At 42.8% G+C, this 22,960-nt stretch carries 18 protein-coding genes; 11 read left to right on the top strand and 7 right to left on the bottom strand.

Annotated elements, in window-relative coordinates:
* Nucleotides 1–8: 8 nt before the first annotated feature.
* Nucleotides 9–1,634 carry a hypothetical protein gene (locus IDJ77_RS04075; protein ID WP_191187654.1) on the top strand — a complete coding sequence of 542 codons (1,626 nt, stop codon included), beginning with the start codon at nucleotides 9–11 and terminating at the stop codon, nucleotides 1,632–1,634.
* Nucleotides 1,635–1,661: 27 nt separating this feature from the next.
* On the opposite strand, the gene IDJ77_RS04070 is transcribed toward IDJ77_RS04075, so the two are convergent.
* The 3 genes from IDJ77_RS04070 to IDJ77_RS04060 form a co-directional block, all read right to left on the bottom strand.
* The gene (locus IDJ77_RS04070) at nucleotides 1,662–1,943 is read right to left on the bottom strand and encodes a hypothetical protein (protein ID WP_191187653.1); all 282 of its coding nucleotides are present in this window, start codon (nucleotides 1,941–1,943) and stop codon (nucleotides 1,662–1,664) included.
* 32 nt (nucleotides 1,944–1,975) lie between these two features.
* Entirely contained in the window at nucleotides 1,976–2,629 is a 654-nt protein-coding gene (locus IDJ77_RS04065; RefSeq protein WP_191187652.1) for a hypothetical protein, read from the bottom strand.
* A 132-nt stretch (nucleotides 2,630–2,761) separates the two neighbouring features.
* Nucleotides 2,762–3,040: a helix-turn-helix domain-containing protein gene (locus IDJ77_RS04060; protein WP_191187651.1), complete on the bottom strand. Its 279-nt coding sequence runs from the start codon at nucleotides 3,038–3,040 to the stop codon at nucleotides 2,762–2,764.
* Nucleotides 3,041–3,422: 382 nt separating this feature from the next.
* Here IDJ77_RS04060 and IDJ77_RS04055 point away from each other — a divergent pair, with 382 nt between their 5' ends.
* The 4 genes from IDJ77_RS04055 to IDJ77_RS04040 all read left to right on the top strand — a co-directional run bounded on the left by IDJ77_RS04055 (nucleotide 3,423) and on the right by IDJ77_RS04040 (nucleotide 9,758).
* A complete protein-coding gene (locus IDJ77_RS04055) occupies nucleotides 3,423–3,695 on the top strand; it encodes a hypothetical protein (RefSeq protein ID WP_191187650.1) in 273 nt (90 codons plus the stop codon).
* Nucleotides 3,696–3,840: 145 nt separating this feature from the next.
* Complete coding sequence (locus IDJ77_RS04050) at nucleotides 3,841–5,181, top strand: TlpA family protein disulfide reductase (protein WP_191187649.1); 1,341 nt, start codon at nucleotides 3,841–3,843, stop codon at nucleotides 5,179–5,181.
* Nucleotides 5,178–8,369 (top strand): SusC/RagA family TonB-linked outer membrane protein, encoded by a 3,192-nt coding sequence (locus IDJ77_RS04045; RefSeq protein ID WP_191187648.1) that lies wholly within the window; start codon nucleotides 5,178–5,180, stop codon nucleotides 8,367–8,369. The genes IDJ77_RS04050 and IDJ77_RS04045 overlap by 4 nt, the downstream gene beginning before the upstream one ends.
* A 6-nt stretch (nucleotides 8,370–8,375) precedes the next feature.
* Nucleotides 8,376–9,758 carry a RagB/SusD family nutrient uptake outer membrane protein gene (locus tag IDJ77_RS04040; protein ID WP_191187647.1) on the top strand — a complete coding sequence of 461 codons (1,383 nt, stop codon included), beginning with the start codon at nucleotides 8,376–8,378 and terminating at the stop codon, nucleotides 9,756–9,758.
* Nucleotides 9,759–9,852: 94 nt separating this feature from the next.
* Here the strand turns inward: IDJ77_RS04040 and IDJ77_RS04035 are convergent, their stop codons facing one another.
* From IDJ77_RS04035 to IDJ77_RS04025, 3 genes are all read right to left on the bottom strand, one after another.
* On the bottom strand, nucleotides 9,853–10,128 hold the full coding sequence (locus IDJ77_RS04035) for a hypothetical protein (RefSeq protein WP_191187646.1): 276 nt from the start codon (nucleotides 10,126–10,128) through the stop codon (nucleotides 9,853–9,855).
* 147 nt (nucleotides 10,129–10,275) lie between these two features.
* Nucleotides 10,276–10,707 carry a DoxX family protein gene (locus IDJ77_RS04030; protein WP_191187645.1) on the bottom strand — a complete coding sequence of 144 codons (432 nt, stop codon included), beginning with the start codon at nucleotides 10,705–10,707 and terminating at the stop codon, nucleotides 10,276–10,278.
* A gap of 93 nt (nucleotides 10,708–10,800) precedes the next feature.
* Entirely contained in the window at nucleotides 10,801–11,367 is a 567-nt protein-coding gene (locus IDJ77_RS04025) for a Crp/Fnr family transcriptional regulator (protein ID WP_191187644.1), read from the bottom strand.
* 176 nt (nucleotides 11,368–11,543) lie between these two features.
* Here IDJ77_RS04025 and IDJ77_RS04020 point away from each other — a divergent pair, with 176 nt between their 5' ends.
* The gene (locus IDJ77_RS04020; RefSeq protein ID WP_191187643.1) at nucleotides 11,544–12,803 is read left to right on the top strand and encodes an aminotransferase class I/II-fold pyridoxal phosphate-dependent enzyme; all 1,260 of its coding nucleotides are present in this window, start codon (nucleotides 11,544–11,546) and stop codon (nucleotides 12,801–12,803) included.
* Nucleotides 12,800–13,642: an RteC domain-containing protein gene (locus IDJ77_RS04015; RefSeq protein ID WP_191187642.1), complete on the top strand. Its 843-nt coding sequence runs from the start codon at nucleotides 12,800–12,802 to the stop codon at nucleotides 13,640–13,642. The genes IDJ77_RS04020 and IDJ77_RS04015 overlap by 4 nt, the downstream gene beginning before the upstream one ends.
* Nucleotides 13,643–13,795: 153 nt before the next feature.
* On the opposite strand, the gene IDJ77_RS04010 is transcribed toward IDJ77_RS04015, so the two are convergent.
* Nucleotides 13,796–14,245, bottom strand: coding sequence for a DUF6922 domain-containing protein (locus tag IDJ77_RS04010; RefSeq protein WP_191187641.1), 450 nt, complete (start codon nucleotides 14,243–14,245; stop codon nucleotides 13,796–13,798).
* Between the two features lie 265 nt (nucleotides 14,246–14,510).
* Here IDJ77_RS04010 and IDJ77_RS04005 point away from each other — a divergent pair, with 265 nt between their 5' ends.
* The 4 genes from IDJ77_RS04005 to IDJ77_RS03990 all read left to right on the top strand — a co-directional run bounded on the left by IDJ77_RS04005 (nucleotide 14,511) and on the right by IDJ77_RS03990 (nucleotide 22,951).
* On the top strand, nucleotides 14,511–20,852 hold the full coding sequence (locus IDJ77_RS04005) for a hypothetical protein (protein ID WP_191187640.1): 6,342 nt from the start codon (nucleotides 14,511–14,513) through the stop codon (nucleotides 20,850–20,852).
* Entirely contained in the window at nucleotides 20,830–21,579 is a 750-nt protein-coding gene (locus tag IDJ77_RS04000) for a response regulator (protein WP_191187639.1), read from the top strand. The genes IDJ77_RS04005 and IDJ77_RS04000 overlap by 23 nt, the downstream gene beginning before the upstream one ends.
* On the top strand, nucleotides 21,579–22,166 hold the full coding sequence (locus tag IDJ77_RS03995; protein WP_191187638.1) for a hypothetical protein: 588 nt from the start codon (nucleotides 21,579–21,581) through the stop codon (nucleotides 22,164–22,166). Before IDJ77_RS04000 ends, IDJ77_RS03995 begins: the two co-directional genes overlap by 1 nt.
* A 281-nt stretch (nucleotides 22,167–22,447) precedes the next feature.
* Entirely contained in the window at nucleotides 22,448–22,951 is a 504-nt protein-coding gene (locus IDJ77_RS03990) for a hypothetical protein (RefSeq protein ID WP_191187637.1), read from the top strand.
* Nucleotides 22,952–22,960: the final 9 nt, after the last annotated feature.

Raw genomic sequence — 22,960 nt, 5'->3', positions numbered from 1 at the left:
ACAACAACATGATCAACTTTATCGACGGAAAGATGCTTTACATTTTATATGGAGAACGTTCGTACTTCAAATATAACAGGCTCTATGTAGACACGCTTTTAGGGAAGTTTGGCGAAGGGAAATTTGACCAGGAGCCATTGACCCATGAGATCTTAAAATTCTCTTACGAGTGGGCAGCAGACACGTTTTTGGAACTCATGCACAGTCAAAAGGATGTACGATTCCTGTATTACCTCTTCAAGGTTCACGAAGACAGCATTAAACTTTACTACCACAGTCAAACGGACCCTGTCGCCCTGGAAAATAAAGATGTTCACATCAGCACGCTTTCCGTAAACAGGCGCATACTGAAACTTGCTTTGGAACAAGCCTGCGATATAGATTACGTAGGTAGAATTGATCCTGATCCTTCTGTCATGCCGGGATTTCTGATGCGTATGGAAGATCTGCTTTTTGTCGGAGAGCGTTTGTTTGCTTTCGCGGAATATATGGCAGAACAAAGAATGATGGAAGATCCTATGGAGATCATTATAGAAAAAAACGCCTATACTATTCAACGTAAATACCACTATGACGCCATCTACGGCAACATGGAAAAGCTATTTCAGGAAGGTTTTTCAAGCGGCTTGGTAGACAAAGATTCTGTTAAGGAATTACGTGAAGAACTACAGAAATGCATGGGCATCAACTATGATTTCGCTGGCGGCCAGATCAAGGAGATCAAGAAATATTTTTCACCTGCGGCACCGGATATGCAGACTGTCCAGTACGAAGCCTTACTTATCAATCTGCAGCACAATGGAGTAAGTGTAGAAAACAGTGAGAATTTTTATGCGGGGCTGGCTTTATGGAGGGCGAATAAACTGCCGATACAAAAGTCAGTATACCTATCACACTCGCTCAAAAGGTATTTTTTCCGCCCCATACTGATCGTGAATATAAACGGTGAAGAAAGGGCATTGGTAGGTGACGAAAAATGGCAGGAAAGTATCCTGGTGATGGCGACGAACGGTTTTCAGTGGCAGCATGCACCGGAAGAATGGAAAAGAAATGAGGCTTTCAAAAAGTATCTTGACCGCAAATCTGAAGAGCATGACAAGATCCTTGAAGATAAGGTTAAAGAAATACTTACCGCGCGAGGAATTCCTTTCATCCACCATGTCGTACAATTATCTCCGTTAAAGGGACCTGCCATCAGGGTCGACAAAGAGCCGGGAGAGATTGACTTCATTATCGTTGATCCGAATTGTAAAAAAATACTAATTACCGATTGTAAGTATCATCGCGCACGCTACGAAATGGTCGGATTTTCAACTGACTTTAAAAACTTTCGTGATGAATACGAACCGAAAATAATCAAAAAAGTAAAGTTTATAAAGGATCACCTGCCGCTTTTACAGGAACATTTTGAAAGGGAGGCAGAGATCGGTTTTGACCTGACGGTATTCGACGTAGACGCACTTTTTATCGTCAATACCCCGACCTTTTATATATTGAACGGTACAATAAAGACGGTAACCATTACGCATTTAGGTGAGCTGATCGACAACTGCTACGCAATTCCCGATGTAACCGCCAATTTTGAGGACGGGTCAAAAAAATCTATAAAACATCCCTATTACACCATCCAATAAGCCAATCATGTGTCCGGCAAAGCCTTGTTAAGATTTCGTCCGCTGCCTTAACAATACAACATTTTCGGGGTCAGCATTTTCACGCAGTACCCTCAAAGACATAGAAAAATCAAGGTTATGCTGCTTGGCAAACTCCTCCAGTTCTGCCTTGTCTTCGGCTTCCCCGACCTCCCTGATCTGAACGACCAGGGCAAATTTTCCGTTGTACCATTCCAATTGCGGTAAAATTATCGGTGTATAGGTCAAATCACGAAGATCTGCGCAAACGGCTTCCAATGATTCGAACGGGTTTGTTTCAGCTGGTTCCATAATATAATTTTCCTCAAAAATATTCGATTCCGCTAACTTCCGGGATAAAGTGTTTTAAAAACCTGTTCAGAAAGTACTTCAATATGTTTGTTAACCATTGGCGCTACCCGCTTGTAAAAAGTCGTTCCCTGGTCAAAGATAACCTGAACGGAATTCGCAAATTCCGGGATGCGTTTTGCTTTAGAATTTAATTCGGTTCCGTGTTTGATATTATTGACGATTGTCCGTAATTCATTGATCTCCGCAAATCCTGCAATACGGCGCGCATTTATTCCTTTGGTTTTCAGAAAGGCTATCTGGTCATCAGCAGAGGAAAGAGAACGTGCAGGTGCATTGTAGGCACTTTTCAATAACTTCTTCAGTTCTATTTCAAATGATTTGTAGAGGTAAACAAGTCTCATTTCGGCTATTACCGCCATTTGCTGCTCCAGCAAAATCTGATTGTCCACACAATCGCCCGAAAATTCGTCCAGATTTTCTATCAGTTCCTGCGGCAGACCATCGGCAACAGCCTGCTGACGTTTGATTGTGATTTTCTGCTGCTCCAGATGTTGGTTTTGTATTTCCGTTTTAAGTTTACCGATGGACGGAACGATTGCGAGGTCATAGGGTTGCCCCAGGTCGGGGTCCTTTTTAACGATAACCATTTCTTTCAGGTCTTTGAGGAAAGCTTCAAAATCTTGCATAGTTTAAGTTTTTTAATTCCGGGTTCCGCTAATATAGCTTTAAGGCGCAGCGCAAATCCAGGCAAAACAAAATAAGCTAAGACGTGCGCAGCCTATTTGCGTAGTAGATAGAAAATCGAAATGTGGTGTTATTTATTTGCTCTTTCGATCTTTCCTAAGCGGAGAGTATTTAGGTATCTCAAAATCAAAATCCAGAAGTTCCCTTGGATGAACTTCTAAAGCTTTGGCAATTGCAGCGATGTTACTAATTGACGTGTTGCTTACTCCACGCTCAATATTGCCTATTTGTTTTATTCCAAATCCAGTTCTATCAACTAAATCTTCTTGAACGATACCTTTTCGTTTCCTTATTTCTATTATTTTTTCGCAGACTTTCTTAATAAATTCCTGATCTCGGTACTGACTTGCCATGTATCAAATTGAGACCGATTTATTTTCAAAAATTAGGTAAAATTTTACCTAAAATTAAAATAAGTATTTATATTTGATAATTAGACATATACGATTTATGTGAAATAAATAGGCGTTTTTAAACGCGAGTATTATTTTTGCGAATCTTCATTAAAAATATTGAAGCATTCGCTTTGAGTCTTGCATCGGAAAATTGACACTTTCAAATGAACGCAAGGTGAGAAGCAGGAATGCCCATGCTACAGGTATGGGTATCCCTTCTTATTTGCGTTCACGGGTGTGTCAACCCTTCCGGTGCGATAAGTTGGGACCCATGCCTGTAGTATATTAAACAGATCATCCCCTTCAGCGGACTCCTTACTGATGACAAAAACTCATTGTAATGGATGCATTAAAACCAAACAACAGCAGACCTGATTTCGGTAGCCTTACCGGGATAATGGAACGTTTTGCTCAAATTCCTTATGAGCAGTTCCAACAGGAGCTACATGACTGGTTTTATAATTCGCTTTCGGAAAAAGGGATCGATCTTCAACAATTACAGGATAAAGGGCTTACCCGCTTATCCGATCTGGTAAGCTTTATTTATCACGAGGCTGAATTAAAGCAATTGTTGAACGATCAATCCAATTCCGATGAGCCGCGCGACGATTAAGCTTGAAATTTGGTTCCTCGTAATCTGCCCGCCCGAATGAGCAATCGATGACGGCAGCCTGCAGTCAGTTAATAGTTAAGCATTGCAGGCAGCTGTTATCACATCTTCGTGCCCTTATTTTCTATAGATTTTAATTAGAACACACATGAAAAAAACGATACTCTACAGTGTCCTGGCCGCGCTTTGCCTCCTCACAAAGGTTAGTGCACAAGACAAAATAATCAAGCCCATAGCTATAGGTGACCACCTTCCGGAACTCATCTTAAACAACGTACAACATTATTCAAGCCCGACGTTAAAACTGTCCTCTTTCAAAGGCAAAGCCATCATCATCGACTTTTGGGCCACATGGTGCACTCCCTGTGTGAAGATGATCCCACGCATGGATTCCCTGCAAAAAAAGTATGCGGGCCAGTTACAATTTATCTCCGTTTCCACCCAGGCTGCCGCAACCGTAGACCTGTTCAACCGCCGCATCGAGCAACAGCAAAAGATAAAACTGGCGGTGCCATCGGTTACGGATGACCGGACGCTTTCAACGCTGTTTCCGCATCAGTATTTACCGCATTATGTATGGATCAATAAGCACGGCATTGTGACGAACTTCAGCAGCTTCGACCAGGTAAACGACGAAACCATAGCAACTTACCTAAAAGGCACCAACCCGGAGCAAAAAGAAATGCCCGAAGTGGCCGAGGTCGCTTATGATAAAAGCAAACCTTTATTTTTCGATGGAAATGGCGGCGAGCCAAAACAGATCTTTGCCCACAGCATCTTAAGCGGCTATGTCCCCGGGCTATCCCTTGGGTTTACTGTGAAGATTGATTCCACGAACGGCATCAAGATCAGTGCCCGAAATCAAGGCATCGCCCAGTTGTATGAAACCGCCTACGGCTATGGTTTGAGATTTGCCGGCGGAAAGAACGTAATCTATGAGGTTAGTGACACTACGCTCGTCACTTCAGGATCAATAGGCGAGCGATATCTTAACTGGTTGAGTTCCGGTAATGGGTATTGTTACGAATTGCACTTTCCTGCCGGAAAGGTCGAATCAGCCTATCCACGAATGCGGGAAGACCTCAAAATTTATTTTCCGCAATACCGTGCTGCGGTTGAAAAAAGAAAAGCCACCTGTATGGTACTTAAACGGACTTCGGCGGCAGATAAGATACAGAGTAAAGGTGGAACTCCAACTGTAAGCTTTGAACCAATACACGCTTCTGTAAAAAATGCTTATCTCAATAATTTGATTGTAAACCTGGATATGATGGATTCCAATCGGGCGGTAGTTAACGAAACCGGTTACAAAGGAAGAGTTGACCTGGAGATCAGTGCCGGCATGGGTGACTTTGACGCCATTAACCGGGAACTGGCCAAGTATGACCTGCACTTTGATAAGGAAGAGAGGGAAATCGAATTTTTAATTATCCGTGACGCGCCTGCAGTAAACGCAGCACCTCCGGCTGCAAAGGGGGGCCAACAATGAAAAAGTTTATACTCTTTTTGTTTTCTCTGATTATAGCCACGCACGCCTTAGCCCAGCAAGCATATAATATAACAGGTATAGTTACCGGAAGTGATGGACAAATCTTACCCGGTGCGACGATAAGTATTACTGCACTTCAAAAAAGTATCGTTACGGATATGAATGGCAAGTTTCAAATCAATGTCCCCGCAGGCAAAACGAAAGCAACAGTCACCTTCATCGGCTATGATACTACGTATTATACATTCGACCCGTTAAAAATGCAAAAAGTATCTATCGTGATGCAGCAGAAGCAAACGGGGCTGAAAGAAGTCGTGATCAGCACCGGTTACCAGAACCTGCCCAGAGAACGTGCCACCGGCTCGTTCTCCCGCGTGGACAGTTCGCTCATGCAGCGTCGTGTCAGTACCGATGTATTGAGCCGGTTGGAAGATAATGTGCCTGGGTTAAGCTTTAACCGGAGTTCCACTGCAGGCGGTGTAAACAACCCGATCAGCATCCGGGGGCGCAGCACACTGTTCGCCAATGCCAACCCGCTGATCGTATTGGATAATTTCCCTTATGAAGGCGATTTGTCTGCGATCAACCCCAATGACGTGGAGAGCGTAACCGTGCTGAAAGACGCGGCTGCGGCTTCCATTTGGGGTGCACGGGCAGGAAACGGGGTGATCGTGATCACCACCCGTAAAGGCAAACGCAACCAAGCACCGACAGTATCGCTAACCTCTAATGTGACCACCGGCGATAAGCCCGATCTTTATGCCCAGCCCAGGATCAGCAGCGCAGATTACATCGAACTCGAAAAGACGCTGTTTGCTAAACAATTCTATAGCAGCGATGAGGCATCGGCGAATCATCCCGCGCTATCCCCGGTGATCGAACTGCTGATCGCACAGCGGGACGGCAAGATCAGCGCAGCCCAGGCACAGCAACAGATCGAAGCATTAAAAAATCAGGATGTGCGTAAAGACTACAGCCGTTACCTGTACCGTAAAAGCGTAAACCAGCAATACGCCCTGCAACTGACGGGAGGCTCGGATAACCAAAGCTACCACTTGTCGACAGGTTTCGACCGTAACCAAAGCAACTTGTTACGCAACGACCTGTCACGGGTTACAGTGAACGCGGGTAATACCGTTTGGCTGCTTAACCAACGCCTGTCCCTAAGCGGTGATATGCTGTTCAGCCGCCAACGCAGCACGAATAACAATCCCGGAACGTTCTTCTGGAACGGCGGACAGCGGCTGTACCCGTATGCCAGCCTGGCCGACAACAACGGCAATCCAGCAACAGTCACCAAAGACTATCGCCTGTCTTTTTTGCAAGGTGCAGAGAATGCCGGCCTGCTGGACTGGCAATACCGCCCATTGGAAGATCTTGCGCTGGCAAACAATACCATTACCGCACAAAACCTTCGGATCAACACCGGATTGGGTTACCGGATCATCACGGGGCTGAATTTGCAGTTGAGATACCTGTACGAACATAACAACACCACCGGCGCAAACCTGCAAAGCGCGGGTAGCTATATTGCCCGTGATCAGGTCAATCGTTATACTTCCGTTAACGATGATGGGACGATTAACCGGCCATTACCCTCAGGCGGCATCTATACCGGGGAATACACTAACGCAGAAACACATTATGTGAGAGGGCAACTGGACTACAGCAAACAGATCGGGGAAAAGAACGAACTGAACGTACTTGCGGGTTACGAACTTCGCCACATCGGCACCGAAGGGCGGCTATTCCGTTATTACGGCTATGACGAAGAACACGGTACGAGTCAGCCCGTTGATTATATTTCCAATTTTCCATTCTATTATAACCCGTCATCTTCCGGCCGTATCCCCAATCCCGAAAAAAGTAATCTGCTGACGGATAATTTTGTATCGTGGTTCAGTAATGCCTCCTGGGCCTACGATGGTAAGTATATTTTATCGGGGAGCGCAAGGTTTGACCGTTCCAATCTATTCGGTGTTAACACCAATCAAAAAGGTGTGCCGCTCTGGTCTGCCGGCCTGGCCTGGGATATCACTAAAGAAAGTTTTTATAAAGTTGACTGGTTACCATCGCTGAAGTTAAGGGCAACTTATGGCGTAAGCGGTAACCTGGAGCGAACGCTGTCCGCATACACCACCGCCACCTATTACGGTGGCGCTTCGCAACTGACCGGATTGCCATTCGCCACCATCGTCAATCCACCCAATCCCGACCTGCGCTGGGAACGTATTCACATGCTCAACTTCGGCCTGGATTTTTCGACCAAAGGGAACCGGCTTTCCGGCAGCATCGAATACTATCGTAAAAAAGGAACGGACATTATCGGGGACGCGCCATACCCGGCTTCTTCCGGCATTATTACCTTTAGGGGGAATACGGCCCAAACTGAAGGTAACGGGATCGATATCAACCTTAACGGGCGGATCATCGAAAATCAGCACGTCACTTGGTTATCGACCCTGCTGGTCAGCCATGCGACCGATAAGGTCACCCGCTTCTTGCTCAAGTCATCTGCCAGCAGCTATGTGCAGCAAAACATACCGGTGGAAGGCAAACCGCTTTACGGGATATACAGCTATGCCTGGGCAGGACTGGACCCTAAAAATGGTGATCCGCAGGGCTTACTGGATGGGGTGATCAGCAAGAACTACAGCACCATTTTAGGCAATACGCCCGACGAACAGGTCATCTATCATGGCCCTGCACGTCCCACATGGTTCGGTGCCTGGCGTAATACGGTACGCTGGAAGCAAATCACACTTTCCGCTTCGGTCAGTTACCGCTTCGGTTATTATTTCCGGATGAACTCAATCATTTATGGCAGCGATATGGGACTAAGCAATGGCAATGGAGATTACGCACGGCGCTGGCTAGTACCCGGTGACGAAACGAAAACGAATGTGCCTTCGGCTCCGCAGAGCCGTAACAATGGCCGCGACCTGTTCTATTCCTATTCATCAACACTGGTGGAAAAAGGTGACCACATCCGGTTGCAGGATGCGAGGCTATCCTGGCAACCGGGAATCAACTTTACGAGATGCTGGGCAAGCCATGCCGAAGTATTCCTGTACGCCAATAACATCGGCCTGATCTGGAAAGCGACGAAACTGAATATTGATCCGGACTGGGCTTATCAGGCACCACCGTTCGCTTTATCAGCCGGTATCAGTTTAACCCTTAAATAAAAGCAAATGAAATATAGCATCTATATCCTGATCGGCGTCATATTGATCCTGATTGTGACCCTCGGCCTTACTTCCTGCCAAAAAGAGTTCCTGGATAAAAAACCAAATCAATCCGTTCTGGTGCCGACCACGCTCAGCGATTTTCAGGCTTTATTGGATAACAGTACCACCATGAACAGCGCCCCCGGAATGACCGTCATCGCATCTGATGACTTCGATAATACAGCAGACGGACTTGACCAGGTAGAAGTTCCCCTGGAGAAAAATGCCTTCCTGTGGGCATCGGACGTTTATGAAGGCTTTGCGGTTACGCCCGACTGGGATACGCCATATCAGCAGATCTTTTACGCGAACGTGGTGCTGGACGGGCTGAAAAGCCTGGAGCAGACCAGCACCCAGGCAAAGCAACTAAAGGGCAGCGCCCTGTTTTACCGGAGCTTTGCGCTCTACCAGTTGCTGCAATTATTCGCCAAACCCTATAACCCCGCAACAGCGGCAACTGATCCCGGCGTGCCCGTTCCGCTTACCCCAAATGTCAATAACCGGCCCGGGCGCGGAACCGTGGCAGAAGCTTACCGGCAGTTGACCGATGACGTGAAAACCGCGGCGGGACTGTTACCGGTAACAACCAGTATGCCGACCAGGCCAAACCAAGCGGCCGCCTATGCTTTACTGGCGAGGGCTTACCTGACTATGCAGCAATACGGGCAGGCCGCTGCGGCGGCTGAAGATTGCCTGAAAGGCAATAACAAATTATTGGATTATAATGATCTGGACCCGTCCTCCGGTGCACCGCTACCGGCAAGTATTCAAGGCGGCAACCCGGAGGTATTATTCTATACGGCCAGTTTATATTCCTTTTACTTTCTGCCCTCTACCGTGATTAACAAAGAACTGGCAGGCAGCTATGCCGCCAATGATCTGCGAAAAAAGATATTAATCGATCAAAGCGGGCCGGACCGTAATTTTAAAGGAAATTATACAGGAGACGTCTTTTCTTACGGACTATTCGCGGGACTTGCAACCGATGAAATCTACCTGACACGGGCTGAGGCTAATGCGCGCACGAACAAAATCACCGATGCGCTGAAAGACCTGAACACACTACAAAGCAAACGTTATCAAACAGGGACTTTTTCGCCGGTAACTATCACAGACCCCGAACAACTGCTCAATGCCATATTAACCGAAAGAAGAAAGGAACTGCCGGGCAGAGGAACCCGCTGGTCGGACCTGCGCCGGCTGAACCAAGACGGCAGGTTCGCAGTAACGCTCAAACGTAACATTGGCGGAAGCGAATACACGCTATTACCAAATTCGCTACGTTACCTTTTTCCTATACCCGAAAACGAGATCAATACAAGTGGTATCGCTCAAAATCCAAGGTAAATAGAGAACGCCTCACTGATCAGGGTGAGGCGTTCTTTTTGTACGGCTATTTCTATTACAAGATGTTGTATGAATCGCGGCCGGTTATAGAGATTTAATTACTGAACCCGTTGGCAACGTCAATGGAAACAGCATGGCTGATGGCATCGTTATAACTGCTTGCCGTGTTAGGATCATAAGTAGCATCAAATGTTGCTTTACAAACCCTGGTGGAAGCGGTACACGCCGCAGAAAGATTTGTTGTCAACCAAACATTTGATGAGTTCCTTTTCCATTGCTGGGTCGCAAATTTTGCAGGTTTGTGTACGGTTGAGGCAAATGCGGCGGATACGCCTACTAACAATCCTGTTAAGGCTAAATTTAATTTCATGGTACGCATAATGTTGTATGCTTTATTTTATCAAAAAGCACGAAAAACTTTAATGTAAATTATAAACAGATATCCTTCACCACTCTCGTTAGTGATTAGTTAACGGCCGTAAGCGTTCACCTGGTTAAGCTTACTGCATAAAATTTTTCAGTTCTTTGGCTGATTTCTCCTTCCCCTGTTACAGATAGATATGGCAAAACATGTTAACAGCAAAAAAAACAGGTTGAAAATCAGATGGGTATTCCAGCCCATTGATTTAAGCACACCACCACAGGAACACGGTGTCCGCCTGTAAAATCCTGCGACAACCAATGTGATATAACCTGAAAACAATGTCAGCAGTATAGCGGAGAACCATAATCCCGTTAACCGTGCACGTGGAATAATCAGCAATACGGCTGTCACAATCTCTGTAGGCGGTAACGCCATAATCAATATACCGGCAATCCATTTCGGAAATTCCTGGTTGTGCATCTGATCACGAAACACAGGCAGATCCATCAATTTACTAACGGCGGTATACGTGAACAGTATGACCAGCAGAGTGCTGATGATCTCAATAATGAAGGTGTTCCTCATTTTCAGCATAACCAAATTTACTGGCCGAGCTAACCTTTTACTGGTGATAAAAATCACCAGTTTGACGGAAGAGAGTTACCAACTGCTGTGATATTAAAAGCCTTTAGTTATCAGGCGGCTAAGGTTTTCCCTGGTCATGTTCAGGTATGATGCGATGAGCCGTAAAGGGACATCCCGAAAAATGCCGGGGTAAGCATTCCGGAACTGGCGGTACCGTTCTTCGGCCGCATGAGAAAGCAAGCGGCTTCTGAAAAGTTCATATTGGCGCTGTTGTAAAATAAAGTATTTGATCAAAGGCTCAGCTTCAGGAAATTCCCGCAAAGCTTCCAGGTCGGCATAACGTAAAGTATAAACGTTAGTAACCTGTAAAGCCTCCAGGTAGTGGTCCGTGCGGTGTGACAGATAACCTTCCCACAGGAAGATCAGATCCCTGGCAGAAAAGAAAGCTTCCGTAATATCCCTGCCCCGGCCATCAACATAATAGCTGCGTACAATACCCGATTCTACCAGCCACATCCGGTAGTGCTGATTTCCCGGTGCATCGATGATTTGTCGGGGCTGGTATACTTCCCTGATTAAAAGCTCACGTAACCTCTCTTTGAAAGCCGGCGATAGCGCCACAATATTTGCCAGTTCAGCGATAATTTCCTCAACACTCATTTTTCACCTCCTATATTCTATTGGTTCAGATTGAATCAGAAAAAACCTTAAAACAACCAATAAAAATGCACCCAGGTGGTGACATGTGTTTATTTTAACAATTAATTAATATTTATTTTCATGTCACCACTTAGCTTGTTTTTGTAACATAATTTTCGGGCATAAATACTTTACCTATGCCAAAAGACTATACAAATACCAGCTTTAAAGATTTCGAAAACATCGCAGGACAGGATGTTTTCACCACTGCTGTAGAATTTCAGGAGTATCTCGATTACCTGAAACGTAACGGACATCTCAATTACCGCATTGAATCACTCAGCCCGGTCGGGCCGGAAATGAACCTGATGCTGCCGGGTGATAGCGGGCCTAACCGGTCGGTCTGCCTGGTATCCAACGATTACCTTGGCTTCAGCCAGCACCCAAAGATCAAAGAGGCAGTTATCAAAGGGACGGAGATGTTCGGGACCGGTTCCGGCGCTTCCCCGGCTATCGGCGGCCACTTTATATACCATCAGCAACTGGAAAAGAAGATCGCCGAGTTTTACCGCCGCAAGGATGCTATATTGTATACCACTGGTTACACGGCTAATAGCGCCACTTTACAATGCCTGTTGCATAAAGAGGATATCGCCATTTTAGACATGGCGGTACATGCCAGTATTTACGAAGGGGTCAGTAAAACCAACGTCAAAACATTCCTGCATAACAACCTCGAAATGCTGGAACAGGTACTCAGAATGGCAAAAGATAAATACCGCACAAAAATGGTGATCATCGATGGCGTGTATAGCCAGGATGGTGACCTCGCGCCTTTAGACCGGATCGCGGAATTAACGCACAGGTACGGTGCTTACCTGGTCGTTGACGATGCCCACGGCATCGGCGTGGTCGGGGAGAACGGCCGGGGCGTGATCGAACATTACAACGCATTCGATCAGGTTGATATCATTACCGGAACTTTCAGTAAGGCGCTCGGCAATATCGGCGGCTATGTGATTGCCAAACCTGAACTCATTAACTATTTAAAATTCCAGTCTAAACAACATTTGTTTTCAACCACCGCCACGCCGGCGGTACTGGGAATCATACGGGCTATTGAACTGATAGATGAAGAACCGCAATGGCGGGCCAAACTTTGGCAGAATATATCCTACCTTAAAAATGGCCTGACTGGCCTCGGCCTGGATGTCGGCACTACGGCATCTGCGGTTGTACCGGTCAAAGTGGGCGATATTCCCCGGACGCTGGAAGCAGGGCGCCGGCTTTTGCGCGCCGGGGTTTACACTAATCCGATCATGTACCCGGCAGTGTCCAAAAAGGATGCGCGCATCCGGATGAACGTGATGGCTACCCATACAACCGAACATTTAGATAAGGTCCTGTCAGCATTTGCAGATATCCGGGATTTACTTTTTATCCCAGGTGCCAGATGAACAGAATAGCCGAAAAATTCTATGCAGCCATGGATAACCAATTGGCCGAGGTTACGCTAAGCGGTCAATCACCAACCGAACAATATAGGACCTCCATCATGATCTGCAAAAAAGCGATGACAAAAATGAAGCGGTTTGTCTCTCATTATGCATTTGAAAACGTAGCGGAAGAAATACATTTTTTTAAAGATGTCAAACCGTTATTTTACAGCAAGTACATCTATTTCATCAACGTTTATAATTTTTTGATGCAGTACCCTGCGGGTGGTGAAGAAGCGGTCAAGACCTATATAAATTTTCACATGGCAGACCTGCAACGGTTTTTTGATAACAATAAGGCATTTTACCAATATTACCGATCTGGTGGTACCCAAATGGATGAGGTCTATTTTACGAGAGGTGGCTTTGACGTCCAAATGGAACTGGAAGATTTTGAAGAAGATGAACAGTACAGCACCAGCCATGATTACAAACTATCCAAGATCATGGCCAATGAAAAAGTTCAGGATTACCTGAACCTTGAACTCGCCCGAATCGATAACGGGGAACTGATCCAGCTAAACAATCAAAAAATATTTCCGTTCAACCATCCGAACTGGACCGCCAGCCAGACCGATGCTGTAGAACTGCTTTATTCTCTTAAAGCATCAGGTGCAGTAAATCATGGCAACATCGATATTAGTGAACTGGTTGGGGTTTTCGAGTTCGTGTTTCAAACCGAACTTCACGAGACTTATCACAAATTATTAGACATTACCCGGCGAAAGAAGGATATGTTCATATTCCTAAATCGTTTGATGAATAGTTTTGCCAGCTTTATTTATGAGAAGTTTAACTAATATCGAACGAAGATAACGGTATAGGACCCCAGGTCAATTAAAGCTTGCCTGGCATCAATCAAAAGTTTCCAGATCTCGCAAGTCTTAACAAAAAAAGCGTCCGCAAACTGCGGGCGCTCTTTTTGTTAATGAAAAAGGCAAAGCCTGAAATAGTTAAATATAAACCGCTGATGTACCAAAATCCCGACCTTGCCGACGATATTTATTTCGTTTTTTTTTCCGTGCAGCAATTGCATTATATCGACTTACTGATATAGTTTTTGTAACAACTGAAGATATTGCCTCCGTCGTCACAATGCACATCCCATTTGAACCACCTACGATAGGGTTAGTGCTCATACAAAGAAAATCATTCATCGGTATATGCAAGATGGCATGCGCCGCCTCAACCGCACGTAAATTAAGCGATTTCGCAGTGATGATTACTTTCTTTACCTCTTCGTCACCATAATAACTTAACACCTGACTTACGTCCCGCATCGTTCCGCGTTCGAAAGCACGTGTGATTGTAAATTCGTCAGCATTCACTGCTTTACGGAAATCATCGTCGAAGCCCCAAGTGGCCTGGACAGATAGTTGTGGTTTGTCAGAAGTTAAATTCATCGTACGACGATAAGGCTCTGGGTCAAGGTGAAATAATCTGTTAATTTTCGAGAGCCAAAAATATAGAAAAACTTTTTTATTTAACAACAAAAGAATAATGTTTTATTTTTTTTGCCCTTAAATGACTTAACAAGCGTACGTTACTATTGTTTCTTTGGTTAAATTTTATCATTTTTATCAATCACACACTAAACCTAGATCACGAATAATGCCATATGTTAATATAGCAGACTCCTATTTATCCCAAAAATGCATTAACAAATGCGTGGCGGAACTTAGCAAGTTAACTAATGAGGATCCGATCCTTGTAATCGAAGCAAGCAATACCATAGAAGAGGTCGACATACTTGTCATCGGGTATTTTCTGCTTTTCCATCAATACGCTAGGGAACGGAGAATTATCAATTTCAAAATTGAACTTCGACTAACGAAAAACTTAAAACCTTTTAGTCGCCCGGACGCCGACGAGTTAGATAAAATCGCGGAACTTGACGCACTGAAAGGTCGATACGAGAACGATACCCGTAAACTATTTTCAGACGAGGTAGGATGGATTATCAGACAGTATATGGCCTACGCCTTTTTACAGGGCAATAACAATCCGTTCACTGTAACTTATGGTTACGTTTTTAATTATGAAAATGAAGATGGCTCAGTCGATGACATCTCCATACATTCGGATCGTAAATCATCCTGGTTTGTTATTTCGGGGAGTTTTATACCCATTCTTCGTGTCAACAATATTAGCTATGAACTGTATTTCACAGAGCGAACGGAAGCTTTGGAGTTAGAAATAGATTATGTTTATTATCCAAAGAACAGTGAACTTTATAGCTCCGTTTCCGCGGCGTTAAAGAAAAGACTTTATAACAAGGATATATATATTCAAAAAAATAAAGTAAAAGCATTTCGGGTACTTACGCGACTCGCTTTCGTTCAAGCCCTCAGTAATGCAAGAATCCTTAACTTTTATCTAAATAACACGTCATCCTTCGCAGATCAGTTACAAGCGGGAAGCCTGAAAGGCCAAACTGCCATCAATTACTTCAGAAGTATTCGGCCAATCTTTAATGAATTACAACTTAAACCGCCAATATTTCATTACATTTTCTCAACGTTAATGGCATCTAAACTGCTGCCAAATAAACTAAACGGCGATACGAAGTTAGAATTTGAAACCACCATTAAATCATTATGGAGCTTTGTTAAAGAATTAATATTTGGAATACAGGAACTCGCAAAAAACGTGGTGGAACATTCGACCTATCACGAAGGTATAATTACAGCCCGCACTTATAAATTAGATAGTTATGAAAAGCTTAATCCGGAGTTGATCAGCGTCTTCCGAACATATCAACAATGCCTGAAGAAAGAACACTCATCGTTTTTTGACGTTAATGTTGCAGACGGCGGCTTGGAAGGGGTATTAAAGACGCTGACCGAGCAATCAAAGCAAAGCCATCAAAATCACCCATCTGAAGAACTTGCCAAGGATATCGAAAGCCTGGAGACAAACAAGATCACTTTTGGAGATCTATTAAATCCTAATCAGCCATTAAGACTATTTCAGCAAGCAAAGCGTGCTACAGCCCACCTCGGACTTCTTACACTGGCCAAATTAGTAGACAATAATCACGGTCTTCTAAGAGCAAGTAATTGGGAAACTGACAGTGATACGATGCTAAGGGCAAGCGAAACAATTTACCAGCAACAGTTTCGGGATAAGACAGCTATGATAGACTATGGTACAAATTATCACTTTGTACTTCCAATCAATCATGAGTACACTTATCGTCCCCAATTTCATGAAGAAACAGGGATTCCTGAGGTGTCGGCTGAATATGCCTTAGGCATTGAACATTTATCTGATTTTATATTAATTCCAGTACTGCAGTTCAAACTTGAGAACCTAGATGATCATCAGATTTATGAGGTTAGATTCCAAAAGCCGGACACGGATGATGTAAAAGTGGATTACTGGGATATTTTTCCGCTTCGCAACATCGTCCGGTCAGACATTAAAGCTAAAATCGCATTCTGCCTGCACTTGGACAATATCAACGTTGACTACGATCGATTATACCGGTTCCTTGGCAACTGGGAATTAACGTTCACTGGCATACCACTTATATTAACAGGTATAGCTACGGAGACCCATTTGCGATTGGTTGAAACTATTAGGATGCATGGACGCACGCAGCAGTTACCTTTTTGGAATGAAAAGTCTCTGATTGTCGTATATAATTATGTCGAACATGTAAAGAGTAATCAACGCTTTTATTATATCGACGTTATATGGGGGGAATCAGAAATCGACTATCTTGCGTTAAATAAGTTGATATCAAAATCCAACTTTAATTCAACTAGTGTTTTACAGCAATTAGCAGCGGTTGATAACAGTGAGTCGGGTGATGATCAAGCTGAAGAGGTAATCGCATATGAACTTAGCGCACGTAAAATTGCAGCGCTCGATGGTTTCGGACTGTTTCATCACCCGGGTTTACTTTTGCCAATAGACCTTATTATTAAAGCAGGCCCTCCTTATTCTATCTATGAACAAAATGCACTTTCTCTGCTACAAAACAGGATAGCGACGCTTGAAAAGCCAGCTTGGATATATGAAGACCCTTTAGTTGCTTACTTTTTGTCCATTCCAGGTTACAAAATAGCTGATTCACATTTCAGAATCGGTTCTAAATTACATGTGGATAGTTTTTATTACGCTAAGCGTTTTTTCCAAAATAGTTTTTTTGCCAGTCCTATCGCTTTTCTTTTAACACAGGAAATTTTAAACGCAATGGTGACGGAAAGCATAACCTGGTCCGACCTTAAAACACATGGAATAACAATTTTTGGATATGGTCAATACTCTGGCTTGGTCTTAAGTTTAGTAGAGCAGTTTTTAATCCGCACCTATGAACGGAAAACCGGCTTCAAACAATCGGTAGATAAATTAGAGATCAATTACGAAATTATCAATGATACGGAACATGTTAGCTTTTTAAAAAATGAGATCGTGCATGGTTATGGCGTATTAATCACACCTATTGCCAGTACTTTTTCAACATCTATCAAAATGCAAACGGAGATTAAAGCTAAATATCCCGCGATCCAACTTTTTAAGTTGCATTTGAACGTCATATACGCTCACAATTCAAAAAAAGCTACCATTGAGAACGAGGACATAGAGTACCGGTTTGGAATCAGACATCAAGACTTTACGAATCGATTAGTTCAAGTAGACGCGTTTAGTAATCAGAACCGGCGTGTTGAACAACGATTTTGGCTTCCTCTGCAAACTAACTGGGAACCGGTTGAAAATTGTAATATTTGCCGGCCAAAAAATGAAAGGAAAGTAGAATTGCCGCTGTTTTACACCGACAAAACAATGTCTACACCATCACTGATATTTTCCACCCCTGTATCCAAAGACGTAGAGATTATTAATAACAACCCTTTCAAGCTTACTCGTGATAGTCTAAAATATGGCCACTATGTTGACAATAACACGCACTATCTCTTCTATGTTGAGGTAAATAAATTCTTTCAGGACAATTATGGAGTAATCCGTGACTGGCTTAAGAAACTGCGTGACAGCAAATCGTTGAAAAAATGTATTAATAGAGGTGACCACGTTATATTAATTGCCCCCGGGCACTATTCTAATACGGGTTTCTTGAATTTGGTGAATGAGATCTTATTTTCAAACATAGCAACCGTTATTCACTATGATGCTCAAAGTGATCACATTCAAAATTTCCAACTGTTTTATGAACAAGAAATAAAGCGCCCCGGCAACACCATTATTTTTGTTGACGATGTGATTATGAGCGGGAATACGTTTCTACGCACTAATTACTTTCTTAAACTTAACCGGGAACGTAACAAAGGATTTGACGCCTGCATAGTACTTTTAGACCGTTCAGACTTTCATGTGCATGAAAACCTTAAACGTAAGTTGTTCGGCTCTGCCAAAGTATTTTTCTCTTTTGGTAGTTTACACCTTCCAGCACTGAGTTTGACTCCACATGACTGTCCGATTTGCCAAGAACAAGAAAGATATGAAGAGATTGCCGCCAATTCATTTTTAGACAAAGTAAAATTTCATTTTCTTGAGCAAGCTTCCAAAATTACTCCTATTTCGATAGACAAGTTAAGAAAAGGCCTCATTGATCCGCAAAGAAGTCCCAAGACGTTAGATGGGTTTAAAGACACTTATTTTGATTTGTACTATCACGAGGATTCTAACCGATATATTAGACGAATTGATGCAATTCATCGGATTTATGAGTGGTTTAAAAAATCGGACAATGCGTTAAAATTTGAAGAGCAATTGTCATTTGTAGAATGGAAGCAAGCTCTAAGAGAAAACACCAACAGCCCGATTCTTGGATCCGATCTGTTTAAGCGAAATATGGAGGTAACTGATAGTCGTTATGTTTCCTGTTACTGTTCAGATACCTTACTCAAAGTTCTGACACAATATCCTTTCACACAGTACAAGCCTGTAAGAGAAAGAACTTTTAGGTGGGTAATGGATTTTATGCGCGAAGAAGTGAGAGCTTATACAACGAAAAACATTCCATTTACAAATGAAAAGTTTCGTACCCTTAAATTCTTAATACGTCGGGCAGGTCTTTTGCACCAAAATTATATAATTTCAAATGACTTCTTTGAGTTACTGAAAGCTATCCTCGGTGACCAATACATACCAAAATTAATTACAAATGAAAAAGAAACTCTTCAACGAATTTCGACTGAAATTAATGATTTACCGCAGAAAAATAGGATGCAATTTGAGATAGATAATTTTCTATCCCAGTATCATGCATCACTACGCTCATTAAAAAATTTAAACAGTTTTATTTGGTTTTTGACTGGTCAAATTAAGGAACTCATACATCAAAATGAGGCGAGAAGTATTCGTTTAGAAGAAACTCTGCTGTTCTTCGAAAAGCCTAATAACAATAATCCACCACTGTTTAAACAATTGTTACGCATCCTTAGAGAGGAAAATGGCATTCTTTTCAAACGGTTTGCCGAATTTTTTAAACCGCATACTGTACAAAATATCGGTGCGTATAAGTATGACACTGCTCAAATTTATCAGGCCTTAGGGGATGAACTGGTTAGAGAGCATTATCGATTTCAAACATTAAAATTTTTCCTAAAAGAAGCTGCAGGGGGAGAGCCGCAAGTTAGCGAGCCTTTGAGGAACTATCTGTGGCTGCTCCAATACTTATCAGAGGAGCAATCAGGTTTGCAGGAATCACTAATTTCTAAAACGGCGACTATTATGTTGCGCTTACAGCGTATTTTGTTCGAAACCGACGAAAAGTGTGGTTCTTTTTTTATCGTAAAATACAAAAAAGACAAGGATGATGAGTATTTCATCGCTTATAACGATGGAGAAAAGGGCCGGTTAAATACAGAAATTTGGAAGGCAGATCATTCTGCATATATAAAAAATTTTCTGGATGGTGATGTTGAAAATAACGGCGTTTCAATGATCACGATCACCGACTTGAAACGGCAGGGCGAACGATGGATTGATACCTTTCGAGTGACTAACGTAAACACACCGGTTAATCTTGCCAAAGATATATTGACGGGAAATTTCAATCGACTGATGATGGTCAGAATTAATGGTCTTGGCATCGAATCGGTCAAGGAAGGCAGCCGATTTTTTGAAGCAAAAGATAAGCCATTAGGTGTAATCGGTTTCTTTAACAATAAAAAAGAGTCGCAGCCCGAAAGTAATTATAATCAACGATATCTACTGCTCTTGAGAGAGTCGTTAGCTACATTCATAAAAAACCATCATGAGAATAATGAGTTCCGAGATTGGATCGATGCCGATAACTTTCGGCGGGTCGCTCTATTAACAGGGCATGGACGCGATATGCTCATGCGGCTTGCTACAACCGAATTCCCTGCATACGAGGGATACTTGCCCTATAAGCGAATTGTTTCTACGATACATCTAATTCAACATTTTATTCTTGATATAGAGCGCGATCCGACTATGAAGAGTATTTATAAGCTGCTTTTTAAAAAGTACTTTTCCCCGATACCTGTAAACATCGATTCACTAAAAAATATTGAAAAGCTGGTTAATCACATCCACTGGTTGGACGAGATTGAAAACCGTGCCGCGGTAAAATTTAATTTTTATGATTCGATTAATGGAAGGGAGGTTATAACTGACTCACCACTCGACCCCCAAATAGACTTTTCATTGCCTTTATTGGACATGATTTTTTTTGAACTGGCTGTCAACGCAAAAAAAAATAGATGGCTATTGTATCCATCCGGGGAGTCAAATAAAGTTCAATTAAATGTGTATAAAGAAGGCAAGAACGTCATCATCACTTTTAGAAATACAGGTCCAGAAGTAAGTGCTCAGGAAATGAAAAACCTTAATTCTTCCAGTAATTCGAAACGCGAAAACGAAGCTTCCGGAATTTATTTAATTAAAAACTTACTTCATATTTTTGATCTTGGAGAAATTGGTTTCTATCTCAGTCCCATTCAACAAAAGCTGAAGTGGTTTAATGTTAAACTCACACTTTATCCATGGAAAAATGAAGAAAGTACTACTAATTGAGAATCAATACCTCCAATTTAAGTCCATAAGAAAAGAGCTTCAAGAACATTATGAAGGCGAATTTGAAATTTATCCACTAGAAATCGGCGACGAAGAAACAGACCGAAAGGAATTTGAAGCGTTGATGGATCAGGTAAGAATCGCCTTGAATGAACGTTATGGCAAGATGGAAAATAAAAAATCAAAGAGTGTTTTGCGGACTTTAATCAAGGATGAAAACTTCGATCTCTTGATTATCGACTATAAGCTTGTAGGTTATGATGGTGCCCCTACAGGAATTCAATTGGCTAGTGATTTTAGGGCGGATAATATCAGATGTCCTATTCTGTTCTTGAGCAGAACGCCAGACAATCGGTCAGATATTTTAACAACAAGAGGATCGGTATCCGAACCCTACAGTTGGGCCAGTAAAGGCTATAGTGATCATGATCTTCTGGATGGAGGTTACGTCAATAGTGATGTGACTTCGAAAATTGATGCTTTGATAAAACTCAACAAACTGGAGGAGGTTCAGACGATATTGCTTAGTTTGGTTCGGTCCGAACCGATGATGCAACTAATCAAAACCGATGATGTCAAATTTTTTACGGATCGAGTCTATAGATTCAATTTCGACGAAGGGCAAAAAAAAGAAATTATGGAAATGGAAGAGGATCCAATGCAAGATGAGGAAATCCGCGTTCGATTTTTAAATAAATACAGAGAACTTTTAAAAAACATATCATAATGGAAGAAACCTTACTATACCTTTACAAAAAATCCTATCAGCTTTTCAATCTGACCCTGTTGAACTTTATGTTGGGTCTAACTTCCGGAATGGCAGTAACGATTTACACAGGAAGTGATCATTATGTGGATTTGGATTTAGCAGTATATTCTCTGAGTGCATCGGTAGCGATTGCGATTATCATGTCGCTTATACAAAATGACATTCAGGATAAACTAAGAAACAACCTTGATGCAAATAGCGGACTTAAGGAGAATCAAAACAAAAAGTCATATTCGGCCATCGAAATGATCGCTCTGAAAGCGGTTTGGTATTATAAATTTGTTTATCCGTTGCTTTCTGTCTTACTTGTCATAAGTTTATTCTTCGGCATGAAATTTTATCGTGACGGCCGTAACTATTTAGCACAACACATACAAAATCCGAACGCGACCATATCAGCCAAACTAGACCGTGTATATGAAGAACAAATAAATTCAATGAAAGAAATTCAGGCAATGAAGTTAGAGCTAAGAAAAAGTCATGCTTCTGACTCAATCGAAACAAAACCCAACGACATCAAAATCCCTCATGCTGTAGGTAAGTAAATAAGGACATCGACGCAGTCTAGTGCAATAAAAAGGTAAGTTCACTGTGGATTTCTTTTGATTTTTTTACAGCCGAACCCTCCTTATTCCATATTGCGCATAATAAACTAAGCCTTTAGCTCTATTACCTCGTACGTGTTTTTAATCTTTATATGTCTACTTTAGTTTTTGCTTCAGCAAATCGTTCGCCACAACGTCCCAAGTTGTGACGTAATGTTTTAGCATCTCCTCACTTTTGTTTTGCCCGGCGGTATGGTGCCGCCGGGTTAAAAATAAAGGCTATGTTAAATACGATTTCCTGGCAGCAATACCTGACTGCCATTATCCTCCTCAGTGCCGCCTGGTATAGTTATATCGGGTTGCGCTACTACCGCAATGAAGTTGCCGCCTGGCTAAAGATCAAACCCCGCGACAAAAGTACTGTGCCTGCCGTCGCCAATAAGTTCACGGTAGTCATGGGTGAGGCAAAACCCGACACAGATACCGGCTTATACCCGTCAGAAGAACTGATATTTTCCGGTGCCGAATCTGATGGCATCAGTGATCAGACCCTGCCTTTGGGCCCCGGTGATGACCTGCTGGCAGAAGCCAAGGCCTTAGTTGACGCGTATGGCGACAACGATAACAAAAATGAATTCCTTTCTTTTTTAAAACTACTGCTTGATAAATATGAAGTTTTCCGCGATGAGATCAGCCTCCCCGCTGTAATCCAACCGTTGCGCGAATTCGCGGATAGCCGCTTACCGTTCCGTTTGAAAGAAACCGAATGGCCATTAACCTTTTAATACCAAATA

This window comes from Mucilaginibacter pankratovii, assembly GCF_014773265.1.
Lineage (GTDB): Bacteria > Bacteroidota > Bacteroidia > Sphingobacteriales > Sphingobacteriaceae > Mucilaginibacter > Mucilaginibacter pankratovii.
Note: the sequence above shows the minus strand (reverse complement) of the source record. Positions and strands in the feature narration are given on the sequence as shown.

Coding starts and splice junctions, on each gene's coding strand:
- IDJ77_RS04075 (WP_191187654.1), top strand. CDS start 9: ATGATCAACTTTATCGACGGAAAGATGCTTTACATTTTATATGGAGAA.
- IDJ77_RS04070 (WP_191187653.1), bottom strand. CDS start 1,943: ATGGAACCAGCTGAAACAAACCCGTTCGAATCATTGGAAGCCGTTTGC.
- IDJ77_RS04065 (WP_191187652.1), bottom strand. CDS start 2,629: ATGCAAGATTTTGAAGCTTTCCTCAAAGACCTGAAAGAAATGGTTATC.
- IDJ77_RS04060 (WP_191187651.1), bottom strand. CDS start 3,040: ATGGCAAGTCAGTACCGAGATCAGGAATTTATTAAGAAAGTCTGCGAA.
- IDJ77_RS04055 (WP_191187650.1), top strand. CDS start 3,423: ATGGATGCATTAAAACCAAACAACAGCAGACCTGATTTCGGTAGCCTT.
- IDJ77_RS04050 (WP_191187649.1), top strand. CDS start 3,841: ATGAAAAAAACGATACTCTACAGTGTCCTGGCCGCGCTTTGCCTCCTC.
- IDJ77_RS04045 (WP_191187648.1), top strand. CDS start 5,178: ATGAAAAAGTTTATACTCTTTTTGTTTTCTCTGATTATAGCCACGCAC.
- IDJ77_RS04040 (WP_191187647.1), top strand. CDS start 8,376: ATGAAATATAGCATCTATATCCTGATCGGCGTCATATTGATCCTGATT.
- IDJ77_RS04035 (WP_191187646.1), bottom strand. CDS start 10,128: ATGAAATTAAATTTAGCCTTAACAGGATTGTTAGTAGGCGTATCCGCC.
- IDJ77_RS04030 (WP_191187645.1), bottom strand. CDS start 10,707: ATGAGGAACACCTTCATTATTGAGATCATCAGCACTCTGCTGGTCATA.
- IDJ77_RS04025 (WP_191187644.1), bottom strand. CDS start 11,367: ATGAGTGTTGAGGAAATTATCGCTGAACTGGCAAATATTGTGGCGCTA.
- IDJ77_RS04020 (WP_191187643.1), top strand. CDS start 11,544: ATGCCAAAAGACTATACAAATACCAGCTTTAAAGATTTCGAAAACATC.
- IDJ77_RS04015 (WP_191187642.1), top strand. CDS start 12,800: ATGAACAGAATAGCCGAAAAATTCTATGCAGCCATGGATAACCAATTG.
- IDJ77_RS04010 (WP_191187641.1), bottom strand. CDS start 14,245: ATGAATTTAACTTCTGACAAACCACAACTATCTGTCCAGGCCACTTGG.
- IDJ77_RS04000 (WP_191187639.1), top strand. CDS start 20,830: ATGAAGAAAGTACTACTAATTGAGAATCAATACCTCCAATTTAAGTCC.
- IDJ77_RS03995 (WP_191187638.1), top strand. CDS start 21,579: ATGGAAGAAACCTTACTATACCTTTACAAAAAATCCTATCAGCTTTTC.
- IDJ77_RS03990 (WP_191187637.1), top strand. CDS start 22,448: ATGTTAAATACGATTTCCTGGCAGCAATACCTGACTGCCATTATCCTC.